Source organism: Streptomyces sp. NPDC051987 (genome assembly GCF_040680735.1).
GTDB lineage: Bacteria > Actinomycetota > Actinomycetes > Streptomycetales > Streptomycetaceae > Streptomyces.
Genome location: NZ_JBFAXI010000029.1, coordinates 84,416 through 101,769 on the forward strand (window position 1 = coordinate 84,416; position 17,354 = coordinate 101,769).

Sequence of the window (17,354 nt, forward strand, 5' to 3'; positions counted from 1 at the left end):
CCGCACCTCTCGAAAACAGCCCGCCCTGCCGTACCTCCCCGGCGTCCGGAGACACCCTCCAGCCCGTCCGGCAGACGCTTTCAGCCCGTCCGGCGTTTGAGGACGAGGCCGGCAGGCCGATTGCGGGGGTCCGGGGGCGGCAGCCCCCGAACCGGGCGGTCGAAGGGGGCCCACCCCCTGGAAGGACGGGACGGGTAGGGGCGGTGGGGGCGAGACCCCCTCAGCCACGCCAGGGCAGCTCCGCCGTCACCCGCGTCGGCCCCCCCACCGGCGAGTCCACCACCAGAATCCCGTCGACCGCGTCCAGCCGCTCCGCCAGCCCCGCCAGCCCCGACCCCCGCGCCGTGTCCGCACCCCCCACCCCGTCGTCCACGACCTGCAGCATCAACCGGTCCGCACTCCGCCACACGTCCACCGCCGCCGCACTCGCCCGCGCATGCTTGCTGATGTTCTGCAGCAACTCGGACACCGTGAAGTACGCCATCCCCTCGATCGCCGCCGCCGGCCGCTCCGCCAGGTCGACCTCCACCCGCACCGGCACCGTGCACCGCGAGGCCACCGCGGACAGCGCCGCGTCCAGCCCCCGGTCGGTCAGCACCGCCGGATGGATCCCACGGGCCAGGTCCCGCAACTCCTGCAGCGCCGTCTTCACCTCGCCGTGCGCCTCGTCCACCATCCGCGCCGCGGCCTGCGGATCCTCCAGCAGCTTCTCCTTCGCCAGCCCCAGATCCATGGCCAGCGCAACCAGCCGCGCCTGCGCCCCGTCGTGCAGATCCCGCTCGATCCGCCGCAGATCCGCGGCGGCGGTGTCCACCACGACCCCCCGGTCCGACTCCAGCTCCACCACCCGCGACGCCAGCTTCGACGGCCCCAGCAGCCCGAGCAGCATCAGCCGGTCCACCAGCGTCAGCGCCCGGACGATCCACGGCGTGGCCAGGGTGAACAGCAGTCCCACCAACGCGGTCACGGTGATCTCGAACGGGTTGTCGAGGTAGACGCTGTGGTGCGCGTCGCCGTACAACTGCAGCCCGCCCTGCCCGGCCCACATCGGGAACACCCAGAACCACAGCGGATACGTCAGCAGGGCCCAGCCGTACGCCCAGCAGCTGAGGGCGACGACGAAGGACAACACCGACCAGGGAAACTGCAGGACCGCGTAGAGCAGATGACGCCAGGACGTGCCGCTCTTCAGCACCGCGCCCATCCAGGCGAAGAGCCCCGGCTTGCGCATCCGCAAGGGCTCCGGGTCGGCCACCTCCAGCTTCAGCAGCGCACGCGCGCGTGCCCGCTCCAGCGACCCGAAGCCTCGGCAGCCGGCGAGGGCCACCGCCAGCAGCGGGATCCCGATGAAGGTCACCACCAGACCGATGCCGAGGGACAGCATCGTCACGGTCCACACGAACAGCGTGACGCCGACCGGAAAGCCCAGCAGGACGTAGCAGAACTCTCGCCGGCTGCGTGCCTCGAACGGCGCCCGCAACACCGCCGGCACCCGATGCCGACGCTCGCCGTACGGCTCGTAGCCGTATCCGTGGTCCTGCCCGTAACCGGACCCGTACCCGTGCCCGTACTCCGTGGCCATCGGCGCCGTCCCCTCCTGTCCCGTCCAGCCCCGCCTCACCGGCTGTCCTGCCGTACCTCAACCCTGCTGCAGCGCAGGTCCGCGGACCATGGAGTCCGTCGGCGTCTCGGACGGGGGGTTTTCCCCACCCCTCGCTACCGGCCGGTCCCCCCCCGACAGCCCCGAGACCCGCCCGGTCCAGCGCTTTCCGGCTACGTCCGGTCGCGCCAGGGCAGCTCCGCGGTGACCGTCGTGGGACCCCCGGCCGGGGAGTCCACGACGAACAGGCCGTCGACCGCGCCCAGCCGGTCCGCGAGCCCCCGCATCCCGGAGCCGCCGTCCAGACTCGCCCCGCCGCGCCCGTCGTCCCGCACCTGGATCAGCAGCCGGTCGTCGGCCCGCCACACGTCCACCGACGCGGTACGCGCCCCGCTGTGCTTGCTGATGTTCTGCAGCAGCTCGGAGACGGTGAAATAGGCGATGCCCTCGATCGCGGGCGCCGGTCTGGACGACAGGTCGGCGGTCACCTGGACCGGCACCGTGCAGCGCGAGGCCACCGACGACAGCGCCGCGTCCAGCCCCCGGTCGGTCAGCACCGCCGGATGGATGCCCCGGGCGAGATCCCTGAGCTCCTGGAGCGCCAGCTTCACCTCACCGTGCGCCTCCTCGACCATCGCCGCGGCCGCATCGGGATCCTCCAGCAGCTTCTCCTTCGCCAGGCCCAGGCCCATCGCCAGGTTGACGAGCCGGGCCTGCGCCCCGTCGTGCAGATCCCGCTCGATGCGCCGCAGGTCGGCGGCGGCCGTGTCGACGACCACCCCCCGGTCCGACTCCAGTTCGGCGATACGGCGCTCCAGCTCGTCGGAGGGCGACAGCAGCCCGCGCACCATCGCCCGGTCCACGTTCGCCAGCCCGCGCGCGACGAACGGCAGCACGGGCCACAGCACGAACAGCGACATGAGCGTGGTGCAGAAGGTGAGGACGCCCCACGGCAGCCGGATGAAGTCGTACAGCAGCGTCCGCCAGCCCACCGGGTCCTTCAACGTCATCCACAGTCGCTGGGCGCCCGCACCGCGCCTGACCCTCGGCAGCGGGGTCGGCTCCTCCACGCGCACCCCGAGCAGCGCACGCGCGCGTGCCCGTTCCAGCTTCCCCAGCTGACGGGCGCCCACCAGGGTGGCGGCGAGCAGGGGTATGCCGATCACCGTCAGCGTCAGGACACCGCTCACCCACACCGTCGTGACGACATAGACGAAGCCGAACAGCGACATCGGCAGGTTCAGCAGGAGGTGCGCGATCTCCTTCCACGTGTGGCTGTCGAGGGCGAAGCGCACGGGCGGCAGACGCTCACGGTCCTCCGTGCCGTCCGCGAGGCTGAGGGACAGGGGTGCTGGTGCGGTCATGTGCGCCAGCGTGCCGTGTGCCGTGCCGCGACGCCATGGAGTTGCCGCCCGGCCCTCCCTGGGGAAAACCCCACCACCCGTGTCCCATCGTGTGACGGGCTGCTTACCGTGTCTTTATCAGGGCCTAGACTCCCGTGCGTACAGATCGTCGAATCAAGAGTTGACTGAGGTCACGGCACCGGGCCAGGTCCTGGCCGGGGCGGGCCTGTGGTCTGTCGAGGGAGTGAGGGACGGGCGATGCGGGAGACGGCGGGTGGTGAGCCGACCGTGGCCGTCGCGGCGGGATACTTCGCGTCCTACTCGGTCGTGGGACTGCTGGCGCTGGGCGGCGTGGTGTTCGTCGCCGTCGCCTTCGGCGCCGGACGGCTGCTGCGCCCGGTGGTCCCCACGCCCGAGAAACTCCTCACCTACGAGTGCGGTGTCGACCCCGTCGGCGAGGGCTGGGCCCACACCCAGGTCCGCTACTACGTGTACGCCTTCCTCTACGTCATCTTCGCCGTCGACTCGATCTTCCTGTTCCCCTGGGCGACGGTCTTCGCCGCCCCCGGCTACGGCGCGGCCACGCTCGTGGAGATGTTCGTCTTCCTCGGCTTCCTCGCCGTCGGCCTGTTGTACGCATACAAGAAGGGCGTCCTGACATGGACGTGACGCCGGACGTGACCGGTTCGGAGCCCGTGCTGCTCCCGGAGCCGAAGCGGCTGGGCGCGCTCGCCCGCCTTGCCCCCGAGCCGATGAAGGTCGTCCTCAACTGGGGCCGCCGCTACTCGCTCTGGGTCTTCAACTTCGGCCTCGCCTGCTGCGCGATCGAGTTCATCGCCGCGTCGATGGCCCGCCACGACTTCATCCGCCTCGGCGTGATCCCGTTCGCGCCCGGCCCGCGCCAGGCCGACCTGATGGTGGTCTCCGGCACGGTCACGGACAAGATGGCCCCGGCCGTCAAGCGCCTGTACGAGCAGATGCCCGAACCGAAGTACGTCATCTCCTTCGGCGCCTGCTCGAACTGCGGCGGCCCCTACTGGGACTCCTACTCCGTCACCAAGGGCGTCGACCAGATCATCCCCGTCGACGTCTACGTCCCCGGCTGCCCGCCGCGCCCCGAGGCGCTCCTCCAGGGCATCCTCAAACTCCAGGAGAAGATCGCGGCGGAGTCCCTGGGCGAGCGCTACGGCACCTCCCGACCGTCCGCCGCGGCCCTCCAGAGCGGCCTCGTCCGGCCCCCGGCCCCGGCCTCCGCATCCGCCCCCGCGGGGAACGAGGCCGAAAGGGACGGGCGATGACGGCCCCGGCCGGCTGGCTGCCGGCCCCCGTCGAGGAACTCTTCGGCACCGACGCCACCGCCGACGAGTCCTACGGCGTCCTGACCGTCGACGTCCCTCCCTCCTCCTGGCTCGCCGCCCTGGAGATCGCCCGTACGACGCTCTCCTGCACCTACTTCGACTGGCTGAGCGCGGTCGACGAACCGGGCACCGGCTTCCGTGTCTGCGCACACGTCGTCGCCCTCGCCCCGGTCCGCCGCCTGCTCCTGCGGACGACCGTCCCGCACGCCGCCCCCGAACTCCCCTCCGCCGTCGCTGTCTACGCGGGCGCCCGCTGGCACGAACGCGAGACACACGAGATGTTCGGCGTCCGCTTCACCGGCCACCCCGGCCTCGACCACCTCCTCCTCCCGGAGACCTTCGAAGGCCACCCCCTCCGCAAGGACTTCGTCCTCGCCGCCCGCGTCGCCAAGGCCTGGCCCGGAGCCAAGGAACCAGGCGAGTCCGACCACGGCGGCCCCAAGCGCCGCCAGATGCTTCCCCCCGGCGTCCCCGACCCCAACGAGTGGGGCCCCCTCAAGGGCCAACTCCCGCCCGCACCCACCCGCCCGGCCCGCGCCGCGGCCGGCCGCGCGGCCGGTGACCGCCCGGTCCGCCGCACCCGCACGACCGCGGAGGGCTCGGCCAGCCAGGCGGCCGGAGCGGCGGGGGCGGCCGCGGCAACCGAGCCGTCCGCGACGACCTCGGCGGCCGCTCCCGGCGCGGCAGGGCCGTCGGCCACTCCCCGCCGGGCCCGGAGCGCGAGCGCGGGATCCGCCTCGCAGCGGACACCCTCCGGCGCGGAAGACGTGCTCGCCGGGGAATCGGCCGCGGAGGGCGCCGGTGCCGAGGCGACCACGCCCGCGGCGGGGCCGTCGGCTGCTCCGCGAGGGCCGCGCCGGTCACGCACGGCCTCGGGCGGCTCCGCTTCGCAGCGGGCACCGGAGACGGAAACCCCCGCGGGCCCGGCCACCCCGGCCCGCCCCGCCACCTCCCGCGGCTCGGACGCGCCGTGGCACCACGCCCGTCCGGCCTTCGACGAACCGGAGGCCGCGCAGCCGGGCGGCGGCGGCACGCCGACCGACAAAACGGACCCCGCAGCCGGGACCGAGACCGAGACCGAGACGAAAGCAGAGACCGGCACCAAAGCAGAGACCGGGACCAAAGCGGGGACCGGGACCAAAGCGGGGACCGGGACCTGGAGCAAAGCAGGGACCGGGAGCACGGCCGAGGAGCCGGGGGCGGGAGAGCCGAGCCCCACTGCTTCCGGCGAGTCCGAGCCGGGCCCTGTCGATCCGGAGACGCCCGAGGCCTCCGGCCCCGAACCGTCAACCACGGGGAAGCGGACCGCCGAGGCGCCGCCCCGCCCCGAAGCCCCGGTCCGCGAAGCCCCGGCCCCAGACGCCCCCGCCCCCGACGCCGCCGCCCCCGACGATGCTCCCCAGGACGACTCCCCAGGAGGCCCGCAGTGAACGACGCTCTGGACGTCGCCCTGCGACTCCTCGTCGTGTTCGTCGTCTTCCTCACCTTCCCGCTGATCGTCGGGCAGACCGAGCACAAGGTGATGGCCCACATGCAGGGCCGCCTCGGCCCGATGTACGCCGGTGGTTTCCACGGCTGGGCCCAGCTGATCGCCGACGGCGTGAAGTTCGCGCAGAAGGAGGACGTGGTCCCGGCGGGCGCCGACCGGCGTGTCTTCCAGCTGGCCCCCGCCGTGTCCCTCCTCCCCTATCTGCTCGTGCTGCTCGCCATCCCGATCGGCCCCGGCGAGGGCGCGGTCGGCCAGGTCCTGGACGCGGGTGTGTTCTTCGTGCTGGCCGTGATGGGCGTCGGCGTCCTGGGCTCGCTCATGGCCGGCTGGGCCAGTGCCAACAAGTTCTCCCTCCTCGGCGGCCTGCGCACCGCCGCCCAGCTCCTCGCCTACGAACTCCCGATGCTGCTCGCCGCCGCCTCCGTGGCGATGGCGGCCGGAACCGTCTCTCTGCCGGGCATCGTCGGCGCCTTCCACTGGTGGTGGCTGCCCTGGCAGATCACCGGCGGCCTGGTCTTCTTCACCGCCGGCCTCGCGGAACTCCAACGTCCCCCCTTCGACATGCCGGTCGCCGACTCGGAGATCATCTTCGGCGCGTACACCGAGTACACCGGCCTCCGCTTCGCCCTGTTCCTGCTGGCCGAGTACGCCGGGATCGTCGTCCTGTGCGGGCTGACGACCGTCCTCTTCCTGGGCGGCTGGCACGGCCCGTGGGGTGCCGACGGCCTCGGCTGGCTGTGGACCCTCCTGAAGACGGCGCTCCTCGCCTTCGTCGTGATCTGGCTCCGCGTGACCTATCCCCGGCTGCGCGAGGATCAGTTGCAGAAGTTCTCCTGGACTCTCCTCGTCCCCCTTTCTCTTGCCCAGATCGCCCTCACCGGCATCGTCAAGGTGGTGATCTCCTAGTGGCCCCCATCCCCGGCTCCGGCCTCGCCAAGGGCCTGGCCGTCACCCTGCGCACGATGACCCGGAAGTCGGTCACCGAGCAGTACCCGGACGCCCTTCCCCACCTTCCGCCCCGGACCCGGGGTGTGATCGGCCTGTTCGAGGAGAACTGCACGGTCTGCATGCTCTGCGCCCGTGAGTGCCCCGACTGGTGCATCTACATCGACTCCCACAAGGAGACCGTCCCGCCGGCGGCCCCGGGCGGCCGTGAACGCAGCCGCAACGTCCTGGACCGCTTCGCCATCGACTTCTCCCTGTGCATGTACTGCGGTATCTGCATCGAGGTCTGTCCTTTCGACGCCCTGTTCTGGTCCCCGGAGTTCGAGTACGCCGAGACCGACATCCGTGAGCTCACCCATGAGCGCGACAAGCTCCGTGAGTGGATGTGGACCGTCCCTGCGCCGCCCGCCCTCGACGCCGGCGCGGAGGAACCGAAGGAGATCGCGGCTGCCCGCAAGGCCGCCGAGAAGCTCGCCGCGGCCCAGCCGGAGCCGCCCGCCGACCGCGCCGAGCCGGGGGAGGGGCAGTCGTGACCGCCATGGCTCAAGCGCCGCACGGCTTCCTGTCCCCGACCGGCGTGGAGGTCGCCTTCCTCCTCGTCGGCCTGGCCACCTTCGGCGCCGCGCTGGTCACGGTCACCACCCGCCAGCTGGTGCACGCCGCCCTGTGGCTGGTGGTCGCCCTCGGCGGACTCGCCGTCGAATACCTGCTGCTCACCGCCGAGTTCATCGCCTGGGTGCAGGTCCTCATCTATGTGGGTTCCGTCGTCGTCCTCCTTCTCTTCGGTCTGATGCTCACCAAGGCCCCGATCGGCCGCTCCCCGGACGCCGACTCCGGGAACCGCTGGTTCGCGCTGGCCGTCGCCGTGTCCGCGGCGGCCGCCCTGGTCTGGGTGGTCGTGGACGCCTTCCGCACCACCTGGATCGACCTGGACGGCGCCGCCGCCGGTTCGACGAAGGTCACCGGTGCGAGCCTCTTCCGGAACTGGGTCCTGCCCTTCGAGGCCCTCTCCGTCCTCCTCCTCGCGGCCCTGGTCGGAGCGATCGTCCTGTCCCGGAAGGCGAAGGCGGAGTCGGCCCCGCCCCCTGTGAACGGCCGAGCCGTCACGCAGAGTTCCCCTTCGGTCACGGATTCCGGGATTCACCCGATCGAGGGAGACGCCCGGCAGGAACCCGAGCAGGAAGGCGCCCGCTGATGCACCTCGCCTATCCCGCCGTTCTCTCCGCCCTGCTCTTCTGCACCGGTCTGTACGGCGTCCTCGCCCGCCGCAACGCGATCCTGGTGCTGATGTCGGTCGAGCTGATGCTCAACGCGGTGAACCTGAACCTCGTCGCCTTCGACGTCTGGCTGAGCAAGGCCGCCCGGGACACCCTGCACTCCGGCCAGGCCCTGACCCTGTTCACCATCGCCATCGCCGCCGCCGAGATCGGCATCGGCCTGGCGATCGTCCTCGCCGTCCACCGCAACCGCGGCACCTCCGACATCGACCGGCTCCGCGACACCGCCGAGGGCCACGAGCACGGCACGCCCACGGACGGCGCGGCCGACGAGAAGGCTGAGGCCACCGCGTGACCACGACCACCCTCGCCGTCCTCGTCCCCCTCCTGCCGTTCCTCGGCGCTGTCGCCGGTCTGCTCCTGGGGCGCACCGCCCCCGGGTTCGTGCGCCCGCTCGCCATCCTGCCGACGCTCGCCGCGCTGGCCCTCGCCTGCGCGGTCGCCGTCGACCAGGGCGGCGGCCGGACCCTGAACGCCCACACCGAGCTCACCCCGACCGGCTCGGTCCCCATCGAACTCGCCCTGTACATCGACGGCTTCGCCGCACTCGTCGCCATCCTGGTCGCCTTCGTCGCCGCCTGCGTGCAGATCTACTCGACCGGCTACCTGCGCGACGACCCGCGCTACCCCTCGTACGCCGCCCTCGTCTCCCTGTTCACCTCCGCGATGCTGCTGGTCGTCTACTCCGGCGACCTGATCGTGCTGCTGGTCGGCTGGGAGGTCATGGGCATCTGCTCCTACTTCCTGGTCGGCCACTACTGGGAGACCCCTGAGGCGCGCGCCGCCTCCATCAAGGCCTTCCTGGTCACCAAGCTCGGCGACGTGCCGTTCCTGATCGGTCTGTTCGCGCTGGCCACCGACGCCGGGTCGTTCCGCGTCACCACCGTCCTCGGCACCGTCGCCGACGGCGGACTGCACCACCCGACCCTGGTCGGCCTGCTGCTCCTGTGCGGTGTGGCCGGCAAGTCCGCGCAGTTCCCGCTGCACACCTGGCTCCCCGACGCCATGGCCGGCCCGACCCCCGTATCCGCGCTGATCCACGCCGCGACGATGGTGGCCGCCGGAGCCTACTTCGTCGCCCGGCTCCTCCCGGTCTTCGAGGCCAGCGCTGCCGTGATGGTCGTCCTCGCCGTCATGGCCGCCGTCACGATGGTCGGCTCGGCCCTCGCCGCGCTCGCCCAGGACGACATCAAGCGCGTCCTCGCCTACTCGACGATCGGTCAGCTCGGCTACATGACCGGCGCCCTCGCCGTCGGCGACCGAGGTGCCGCCGTCTTCCACCTCCTGTCCCACGGCGCGTTCAAGGCGCTGCTGTTCCTCGCGGCGGGCGTGGTCATCCACGCCGCCGGCACCAACTCGCTGGCCGTCATGTCCCGCACCTCCGGCCTGCGCGACCGCGTCCCGGACGCCTACTGGACGATGACCGTGGCCCTGCTGGCGCTCGCCGCGATCCCTCCCTTCAGCGGCTTCTTCTCCAAGGAGTCCGTCCTGGGCGCCGCCGAACACGCCGCCTCCGGCCACACCGGGCACGCTCCCGGCAGCGCCGGCTGGATCGTCCTCGTCGCCGGCCTGGCCACCGCCCTGCTCACCGCCGCTTACGCGACCCGGCTGTGGCTGCTGGCCTTCCGGGGCCACGGAGCCGAGGCAGCCGACCACGGCAGGCAGCCGCTCTCCATGACCGTGGTCCTGTGGGTCCTGGCCGTGCCGTCCCTCGCGTTCGGCGGATTCGCCTACCGCTCGCTGCCCGGCTGGTTCGACGGCCGCGCCCTCGCACCGACCCTCACCACGTCCGTCCTCGGCACCGGTCTCGCGCTCGCCGGCGGACTCGCCGCCTACGGCGCCTGGCAGCGCACCAGGACGGCGGCCGCCCGCGCCCCGCTGGGTGCCGTCGCCGCCCACCCGGAGGGCGACGCGGGACTGGTCGAGGCCGAGGCCATCGCCGCCCACAAGCCGGCGTTCGGCGACGTGGCCTACGCACCCGACCCGGCGGACCCCGGCCGGCTGCTGCTCGGCCCGCTGCACCGGCACGCGGCCGAAGGCTTCCACCTGGACGCCGTCTACGACACCCTCTTCGTCCGCCCGGTGCTGGCCGCGGCAAGCCTCGTCCAGTTCCTCGACCGCGAGGTCGTCGACACCTACGTGCGAGGGGCGGGCGCTCTGCCCCGCCTGCTCGGCGCCGCCGTACGCCGGGCCCAGACCGGCAACGTCCAGACCTATGTGAGCGCGCTGCTCGCCGGCACCGTCGTCCTGGCGGTCGCCGTCCTCCTCGTCGCCACGGGAGCGTGAGCAGGCGTGATCGATATCAGCGAGTCCGTGATGCAGTTCCTTCTTGCGTTGATCGTCGTCGGGCCGCTGCTCGGCGCCGTCGCCGCCTTGCTGCCCGCCCCGCCCGGACTGAAGGGGAAGTCGCCCGAGCAGGCGGTCCTCCGCCACGGCGTGACCGTGACCGGCCTGATCCTCATCGCCGCGATCGTCCTCGCGCTGGGCTTCGACCGCGGCCATCCGTCGAGGATGCAGGCCACGACCGACATCAGCTGGATCCCCGCACTCCACGTGCGCATCCACCTCGGCATCGACGGCATCTCCCTCCCGCTTGTGGTCCTGACCGCCCTGCTGACCTTCCTCTGCGCGCTCTACTCGTACTTCAACCCGCCCGCGGGCGGGTCACCGAAGGCCTTCGTCGCACTGCTGCTCGTCCTCGAGTCCGGCACCCTCGCGAGCTTCGCCGTACTCGACCTGCTGTTGTTCTTCCTCGCGTTCGAGACGGTGCTCATCCCGATGTACTTCCTCATCGCCCGCTGGGGCGGCGAGGGGCGCACCCGGGCCGCCTGGAGGTTCATCCTCTTCACGCTGCTCGGGTCCGTCGTCATGCTGCTCGGCCTGCTCCTGATCGGAATCAAGGCGGGCACGTTCGACATGGTGGCACTCGCCACTGACAACGGCCGGTCACTGACCGCGTCGGTGCAGGTCATCGCCGTTCTGACGATCGGGCTCGGGCTCGCGGTCAAGACTCCGATGTGGCCTCTGCACAGCTGGCTGCCGGACGCCCACACCTCCGCGCCGACCGTCGGCTCGGTCCTGCTCGCCGGCGTCCTGCTCAAGATGGGCACGTACGGGTTCGTCCGGATCCTGCTGCCGGTCGCGCCGCACGGATTCCGCACCTTCGCGCCGTACCTCGCCGCCTTCGCGGTCGTCGGGATCATCTACGGATCCCTGGCCTGCCTGAACCTGGCCAAACGGGGCGCTCAGGGCGACCTCAAGCGCCTGATCGCCTACTCCTCCGTCGGCCACATGGGCTTCGTCCTGCTCGGCATCGCGACCATGACCCCGACCGGCGTCAACGGCGCGCTCTTCGCGAACATCGCCCACGGCCTCATCACCGGCCTGCTGTTCTTCCTGGTCGGCGGTCTGAAGGACCGCACCGGCACAACCGACCTGGACAGCCTGGCGGAGGAGACGGGGGCCGCGTTGTACGGCAGGGCACCGCGCCTCGGCGGGCTGCTCGCCTTCGGCGCCGTCGCCTCGCTCGGGCTGCCCGGACTCGCCGGGTTCTGGGGCGAGATGCTCGCCCTGTTCGGCGCGTTCACGCCCGCCGCCGGCCTCAGCCGCCCGGCCTTCCTGACCTTCATGGCGATCGCCGCCCTCGGCACGCTGCTGACGGCCGCCTACATGCTGGCCGTGGTCCGCCGCGTCTGCATGGGCGCCGCAGCCCAGGAGACACCGAGGCTCCCCGACGTCCGCACCTACGAGTTCGCAGCCTGGACCCCGCTCGTCGTCCTCACCGTCGTCGCCGGACTGTGGCCGAAGGCCCTGCTCGGCCTGACCGACCCGGCCGTGCAGCAGCTCCTCGCAGGAGGCATCCGATGAGCGCCCTGGCCCAGCCCCTGGCCGCGAGCCTCGTCCAGTCCGTCGACTGGCTCGCCATCGCAGCGCCCACCCTCACCGCGGTCGTCGGCCTGGCCGTCCTGGTCGCAGACCTGTTCGTACCCGAGGCCAGGAAGCCGATCCTGGGCTGGGTCTCGGTCGCCGGACTCGCCGCGGCCGCTCTCCTGCTGCTCCCGCTCCTCGGCCACGACCGCAGCACCTTCTGCCTGACCGGCTCCACGCGCGCGTGCAGCTACACGGCCGACCGGTTCACCCTGGTCGTGCAGTTCCTCGTCCTCGGCGGCGCCCTGCTCACGGCCCTGCTCTCCGTCACCACCCTCAAGGACGGCAACCGCCGCTACCCCCAGGGCGAGTTCTGGTTCCTGCTGCTCTCCTCGGCCGCCGGCGCCGCCCTGCTGCCCGCCTCCCGCGACCTGGCCACCCTGATCGTCGCCCTGGAGGTCGCCTCCCTGCCCGCCTTCGCCCTCGTCGGCATCCGGCACGGCGACCCGAGGTCCTCCGAAGCGGCCCTGAAGTTCTTCCTGTCCTCGGTGACCGCGACCGCCGTCAGCCTCCTGGGCATCAGCTTCGTGTACGCCGCCACCGGCACCCTCTACCTCACCCAGGTCGCCGAACGCGTCCAGCACGTCGACGGACAACTGCACACACTCGCCCGGACGGGCGTCGTCCTTACTCTGGTGGGGTTCGCCTTCAAGACGGCCGCCGTCCCCTTCCACTTCTGGGTGCCCGACACCTACGTCGGCGCGCCGCTCCCGATCGCCGCCTACCTGTCGGTCGTCGGCAAGGCCGTCGGCTTCTCCGGCCTGATCCTGGTCACCGTCGTCGCCTTCCCGTCCTACGCCGACGTCTGGGGACCCGCGCTCGCCGCCCTGGCCGCCCTCACCATGACCGTCGGCAACGTGGCCGCCCTGCGCCAGCAGGCCACGCGCGCGTACAGCGCGGTACGGCTGCTCGCCTGGTCGTCGGTGGGCCAGGCCGGCTACCTGCTGGTGCCGATCGCCGCCGCCGGATACACCGGGGACGCCCAGAAGGCCGTCGGCTCCACCCTCGCCTACGCCCTCATGTACGCGGCCGTGAACCTCGGCGCGTTCGCCGTGGCCGCCGCCGTCGCCCGTACCGAGCGGCTCAACCGCATCTCCGACTACCGGGGCCTGTACACCAGGAACCCGCTCAGCGCACTGCTCCTGGCCTTCTTCCTGCTGTGCCTCGCCGGCCTCCCGCCGGGCGTCATCGGCCTGTTCGCCAAGGTCACCGTCTTCTCGGCGGCCGTCGACGCGGGCTTGGGCTGGCTCGCCGTCGTCATGGCCGTCAACGTCGTGATCGCCCTCTACTACTACCTCCAATGGACGGCACTGCTGTTCCGCACCCCCGAGGGCGAGCCCGCGCGGCACCGTCTCCCGGCCCCCCTCACGGCCGCGCTCGCCCTCACCGGAACCCTCGGGGTCGTCCTCTCCGGCGCACCGCAGCTGGTGCTCCGCTTCGCCACCACCGGCCTGTTCTGACGTCCCGCACGCGCGCGTGCGGAACCATCACGCGCGCCGAGCGCGGCTCTCACCCGGACGGCTCACGCCGCGCACAGCGGGCACAAGGGAACCAGCGGCCGCCGCCTGGCGTTGACCAGTGCGGGAGGGTCCACTGGACGTGACACCACGACACCGGTGGCATCGCAGATCGGAAGGCAGCACCGCAGGCAAAGGGTTCCCCTGCCGCAGGACTTGGAGGGCGTACCGTGCACCGCCGGCACAACGGGCTCAGGACAGCAGTTCTCCTCGGGGGACTGTCGGCACTCATCATCGTCATCGGCAGCTTCTTCGGCCGAACGGGTCTGGTGGTCGCAGTCCTCGTCGCCCTTGGCACGAACGCCTACGCGTACTGGAACAGCGACAAACTGGCGCTACGCGCGATGCGTGCGCGCCCGGTGAGCGAGTTCGAGGCCCCGGCCCTGTACCGGATGGTCCGAGAGCTCTCCACCCAGGCCCGCCAGCCCATGCCCCGCCTGTACATCTCACCGACGGAGGCACCCAACGCCTTCGCCACGGGCCGCAACCCGCGCAACGCGGCGGTGTGCTGCACCGAGGGGATCCTGGGCATCCTGGACGAGCGCGAACTGCGCGGTGTCCTCGGACACGAGCTCAGCCACGTCTACAACCGTGACATCCTCATCTCGTCGGTCGCCGGCGCCCTCGCCTCGGTGATCATGTTCCTGGTCAACTTCGCGTGGCTGATCCCGGTCGGCCGTTCGGACGACGACGACGGCCCCGGCTTCCTCGGCCTGCTGCTGGTCATGATCCTGGGCCCGCTCGCCGCCAGCCTCATCCAGCTCGCCATCAGCCGCTCCCGGGAGTACGAGGCGGATACCTCCGGCGCCCAGCTCACCGGTGACCCGCTCGCCCTCGCCGGTGCCCTGCGCAAGCTGGACGCCGGCACCAAGCAGCTCCCGCTGCCCCCCGAGCCCCGGATCGAGACCGCGAGCCACATGATGATCGCGAACCCCTTCCGTCCTGGCCAGGGACTGTCCAAGATGTTCTCGACGCATCCGCCCATGGCGGAGCGGATTGCCCGGCTGGAGAAGATGGCAGGTCGCCCGCAGTGAAGACCATCCTGAACATCATTTGGCTCGTCCTCAGCGGCTTCTGGCTGTTCCTCGGCTACCTGCTGGCGGGCGTGATCCTCTGCGTCACGATCATCGGAATTCCGTTCGGCATCGCTTCCTTCCGTATCGGCCTGTACGCCCTGTGGCCCTTCGGGTACACGACCGTGGAGCGGCGCGACGCGGGTGCCCCCTCGTGCGTGGGCAACGTGCTGTGGCTGGTCCTGGCGGGCTGGTGGCTGGCCCTGGCCCACATCGTCACCGGCATCGCGATGTGTCTGACGATCATCGGCATCCCGTTCGGTGTCGCCAACTTCAAGCTGATCCCCGTCTCACTGCTTCCGCTCGGCCGCGAGATCGTCCCCACGGACCAGCCCTTCGCGGCTCGCTGACCGCCCGTCAGACACCTCGGCCGGGCTCTCCGGCCCGAGAGTTGTCCACAGGCCTGAGCGCCGACGGCAGGTTGTCCACAGGCTGCTCCGACTGTCAGTGGCGGCCTGCATCATGAAGCCATGACCGAGATCGAGCAGTTGCTGGCACGGGTGAGGGCACAGGCGCGCGACTCCCGCCCCTGGGGCTGGCCTTCGCTCCCCGCGCCCGTCGACGCCGGCACACTCGACCGCGCCGGCCGGGCCCTCGGCTTCCCCCTGCCCCCGCTCCTCGCCTCGCTCTACGAGCAGGTCGGCGACGGCGGCTTCGGCCCGTCCTACGGCCTGCTGCCGCTGCTGGACGCGGCACCCTCGGGGGAACCGGCCGCCGTCGTCCAGTACCTCACGAACCGCGAGTACGGCCGCAAGAACCCCGACCGGCCCTGGCCCGAGGGCGTCCTGCCGATATCCCACTGGGGCTGCGGCATGTACGCGTGCGTGGACTGCCGGACACCGCAGGCCACGGTCCTGCTCTACGAGCCGAACGCCGACGGCGCCGTGGGCGCTTGGTTCGTGGACGCGCCGAGCCTCGGCGACTGGCTGCGCGTCTGGCTGGCGGGCAAGGGCTGGTACGAGGAGACCGACGAGGGCACGGTTCTGGCGCCCTGGGACGGCCTGCGGACCCGCACGGCCGGGGAGCGGGTCCGCTGAGAGCCGGGGCCCGCCGAGCGCAGGCGCCACCGCCACCGTCCCGCGCCGCGGGGCACCGTGGCGGTCGCCCTCACCGCGTCCGCCGGACCGCCGCCCACCGCCGTACGGCGTACGCCGCCGCACCCACCGCCAGCACGGCCGCCCCCGCGGCCACCGACGCCACCGGCAGCGCGAACGCGAGGATCACACACCCCAGCAGTCCCACCACCGGAACCAGCCGGGCCCGCGGCGCCGGATCCAGCGTCCAGGCCGAGGCGTTGGCCACCGCGTAGTACGCCAGCACCCCGAAGGAGGAGAAACCGATGGCACCCCGGACGTCCGCCGTCGCCGCCGCCACGGCGACGACCGCGCCCACGGCCAGTTCCGCGTGGTGCGGGACCTGGAAGCGCGGGTGCACGGCGGCCAGCGCCCGAGGCAGGTGACCGTCGCGGGCCATGGCCAGCGTCGTCCGCGACACGCCCAGGATCAGAGCCAGCAGCGAGCCGAGCGCGGCCACCGCGGCCCCCACCCGCACCACGGGCACCAGCCCCGGCGCCCCGGCCGCCCGGACCGCGTCGGCCAGCGGCGCGGCGGCCCGCCCGAGCCCGTCCGTGCCCAGCACCGTGAGCGCGGCGACCGCCACGCACGCGTACACCACCAGGGTGATCCCGAGGGCCAGCGGGATCGCACGCGGGATGGTGCGCGCCGGGTCCCGCACCTCCTCACCGAGGGTCGCGATCCGCGCGTAGCCGGCGAACGCGAAGAACAGCAGGCCGGCCGCCTGGAGCACCCCGCCCACCCCCGACGACAGCCCGACCTCCAGCCGCCCCGCGTCCGCCGCCCCGGACGCCAGGCACACGACCACCACGGAAGCGAGGACCGCCAGCACCACGGCCACGACGGCCCGGGTCAGCCAGGCCGACTTCTGGATGCCGCCGTAGTTCACGGCGGTCAGCGCCACCACGGCCGCGACCGCCACCGCGTGCGCCTGCCCCGGCCAGACGTACACGCCCACGGTGAGCGCCATCGCGGCGCAGGACGCCGTCTTGCCGACGACGAACGCCCAGCCCGCGAGGTATCCCCAGAAGGCGCCGAGCCGCTCCCGCCCGTACACGTAGGTGCCGCCCGACTGCGGGTAGCGGGCCGCCAGACGCGCCGAGGACATGGCGTTGCAGTAGGCGACCAGGGCGGCGACGGCCAGGCCGGGAAGCAGCCCCGACCCGGCCGCGCGGGCCGCGGGGCCCAGCGCGGAGAACACGCCCGCCCCGACCATCGAGCCGAGGCCGACGATCACGGCGTCGTGCACACCCAGGGTGCGTCGCAGAGCGGGCTGAGAGGCTGAGGAGGTCACGCGCCGCACCCTACTGATCGCCGCAACCGCGCGGTGTCGCCCAGGCGTCCTCGTCATCGACAGAGCACGAAGAGGGTGTCCGCACCAGTCGTCCCGCACCGCCGCCCCGACCGAGATCAGAGGGTTCGAACGGTGCGAAGTCCGCACGGAAGGGCAGGTTCAGGTCATGGGCATCATCAGCTGGATCATCCTGGGACTCCTGGCCGGCGCCATCGCCAAGTTCCTGCTGCCGGGACGCGACCCGGGCGGCTTCGTCGGCACGACCCTCATCGGCATCGTGGGCGCGTTCCTCGGCGGCTGGATATCGGCGCGCTGGCTGGACCACCCGGTCACCAAGAACTTCTACGACGGCGCGACCTGGGTGGCGGCGATCGGCGGCTCGCTGGTCCTGCTGATCGCCTACCGCATCCTGTTCGGCAACTCGCGCGACTGAACGCCCCCGAGGCCAGGGCCGGCGT

17 protein-coding genes are annotated in these 17,354 nt (G+C 72.2%); 14 read left to right on the plus strand and 3 right to left on the minus strand.

Annotated elements, in window-relative coordinates; all coding sequences use genetic code 11:
• Positions 1-220 precede the first annotated feature (220 nt).
• A complete protein-coding gene (locus AB0M11_RS18160) occupies positions 221-1,582 on the minus strand; it encodes a sensor domain-containing protein (protein WP_365706480.1) in 1,362 nt (453 codons plus the stop codon).
• Positions 1,583-1,773: 191 nt separating this feature from the next.
• On the minus strand, positions 1,774-2,964 hold the full coding sequence (locus tag AB0M11_RS18165) for a sensor domain-containing protein (protein ID WP_365706482.1): 1,191 nt from the start codon (positions 2,962-2,964) through the stop codon (positions 1,774-1,776).
• Between the two features lie 237 nt (positions 2,965-3,201).
• Between AB0M11_RS18165 and AB0M11_RS18170 the strand changes: the two genes are divergently transcribed.
• The 13 genes from AB0M11_RS18170 to AB0M11_RS18230 all read left to right on the plus strand — a co-directional run bounded on the left by AB0M11_RS18170 (position 3,202) and on the right by AB0M11_RS18230 (position 15,566).
• Positions 3,202-3,612 carry an NADH-quinone oxidoreductase subunit A gene (locus AB0M11_RS18170; RefSeq protein ID WP_365706484.1) on the plus strand — a complete coding sequence of 137 codons (411 nt, stop codon included), beginning with the start codon at positions 3,202-3,204 and terminating at the stop codon, positions 3,610-3,612.
• Positions 3,603-4,241, plus strand: coding sequence for an NADH-quinone oxidoreductase subunit B family protein (locus tag AB0M11_RS18175; protein WP_365706486.1), 639 nt, complete (start codon positions 3,603-3,605; stop codon positions 4,239-4,241). Before AB0M11_RS18170 ends, AB0M11_RS18175 begins: the two co-directional genes overlap by 10 nt.
• Positions 4,238-5,731 carry an NADH-quinone oxidoreductase subunit C gene (locus tag AB0M11_RS18180; RefSeq protein ID WP_365706488.1) on the plus strand — a complete coding sequence of 498 codons (1,494 nt, stop codon included), beginning with the start codon at positions 4,238-4,240 and terminating at the stop codon, positions 5,729-5,731. The genes AB0M11_RS18175 and AB0M11_RS18180 overlap by 4 nt, the downstream gene beginning before the upstream one ends.
• Entirely contained in the window at positions 5,728-6,696 is a 969-nt protein-coding gene (locus AB0M11_RS18185) for a complex I subunit 1 family protein (protein WP_365706490.1), read from the plus strand. The genes AB0M11_RS18180 and AB0M11_RS18185 overlap by 4 nt, the downstream gene beginning before the upstream one ends.
• A complete protein-coding gene (locus AB0M11_RS18190) occupies positions 6,696-7,268 on the plus strand; it encodes an NADH-quinone oxidoreductase subunit I (protein WP_365706492.1) in 573 nt (190 codons plus the stop codon). The genes AB0M11_RS18185 and AB0M11_RS18190 overlap by 1 nt, the downstream gene beginning before the upstream one ends.
• A 5-nt stretch (positions 7,269-7,273) precedes the next feature.
• Positions 7,274-7,930, plus strand: coding sequence for an NADH-quinone oxidoreductase subunit J (locus AB0M11_RS18195; protein WP_365706520.1), 657 nt, complete (start codon positions 7,274-7,276; stop codon positions 7,928-7,930).
• Positions 7,930-8,307 (plus strand): NADH-quinone oxidoreductase subunit NuoK, encoded by a 378-nt coding sequence (nuoK, locus tag AB0M11_RS18200; protein WP_365706494.1) that lies wholly within the window; start codon positions 7,930-7,932, stop codon positions 8,305-8,307. The genes AB0M11_RS18195 and nuoK overlap by 1 nt, the downstream gene beginning before the upstream one ends.
• On the plus strand, positions 8,304-10,298 hold the full coding sequence (locus AB0M11_RS18205; RefSeq protein WP_365706496.1) for an NADH-quinone oxidoreductase subunit L: 1,995 nt from the start codon (positions 8,304-8,306) through the stop codon (positions 10,296-10,298). Before nuoK ends, AB0M11_RS18205 begins: the two co-directional genes overlap by 4 nt.
• A gap of 6 nt (positions 10,299-10,304) precedes the next feature.
• Positions 10,305-11,879, plus strand: coding sequence for an NADH-quinone oxidoreductase subunit M (locus AB0M11_RS18210; protein ID WP_365706498.1), 1,575 nt, complete (start codon positions 10,305-10,307; stop codon positions 11,877-11,879).
• Positions 11,876-13,399, plus strand: a complete 1,524-nt coding sequence (locus tag AB0M11_RS18215; protein WP_365706500.1) for an NADH-quinone oxidoreductase subunit N — start codon at positions 11,876-11,878, stop codon at positions 13,397-13,399. Before AB0M11_RS18210 ends, AB0M11_RS18215 begins: the two co-directional genes overlap by 4 nt.
• Before the next feature lie 227 nt (positions 13,400-13,626).
• On the plus strand, positions 13,627-14,490 hold the full coding sequence (htpX, locus tag AB0M11_RS18220) for a zinc metalloprotease HtpX (RefSeq protein WP_365706502.1): 864 nt from the start codon (positions 13,627-13,629) through the stop codon (positions 14,488-14,490).
• On the plus strand, positions 14,487-14,879 hold the full coding sequence (locus AB0M11_RS18225) for a YccF domain-containing protein (protein WP_365706504.1): 393 nt from the start codon (positions 14,487-14,489) through the stop codon (positions 14,877-14,879). The genes htpX and AB0M11_RS18225 overlap by 4 nt, the downstream gene beginning before the upstream one ends.
• 120 nt (positions 14,880-14,999) lie before the next feature.
• Positions 15,000-15,566, plus strand: coding sequence for an SMI1/KNR4 family protein (locus tag AB0M11_RS18230; protein ID WP_365706506.1), 567 nt, complete (start codon positions 15,000-15,002; stop codon positions 15,564-15,566).
• Positions 15,567-15,636: 70 nt separating this feature from the next.
• Here the strand turns inward: AB0M11_RS18230 and AB0M11_RS18235 are convergent, their stop codons facing one another.
• Positions 15,637-16,905: an amino acid permease gene (locus tag AB0M11_RS18235; protein ID WP_365706508.1), complete on the minus strand. Its 1,269-nt coding sequence runs from the start codon at positions 16,903-16,905 to the stop codon at positions 15,637-15,639.
• 157 nt (positions 16,906-17,062) lie between these two features.
• Between AB0M11_RS18235 and AB0M11_RS18240 the strand changes: the two genes are divergently transcribed.
• Positions 17,063-17,329, plus strand: a complete 267-nt coding sequence (locus tag AB0M11_RS18240; RefSeq protein WP_365706510.1) for a GlsB/YeaQ/YmgE family stress response membrane protein — start codon at positions 17,063-17,065, stop codon at positions 17,327-17,329.
• The last annotated feature ends 25 nt before the right edge of the window (positions 17,330-17,354 follow it).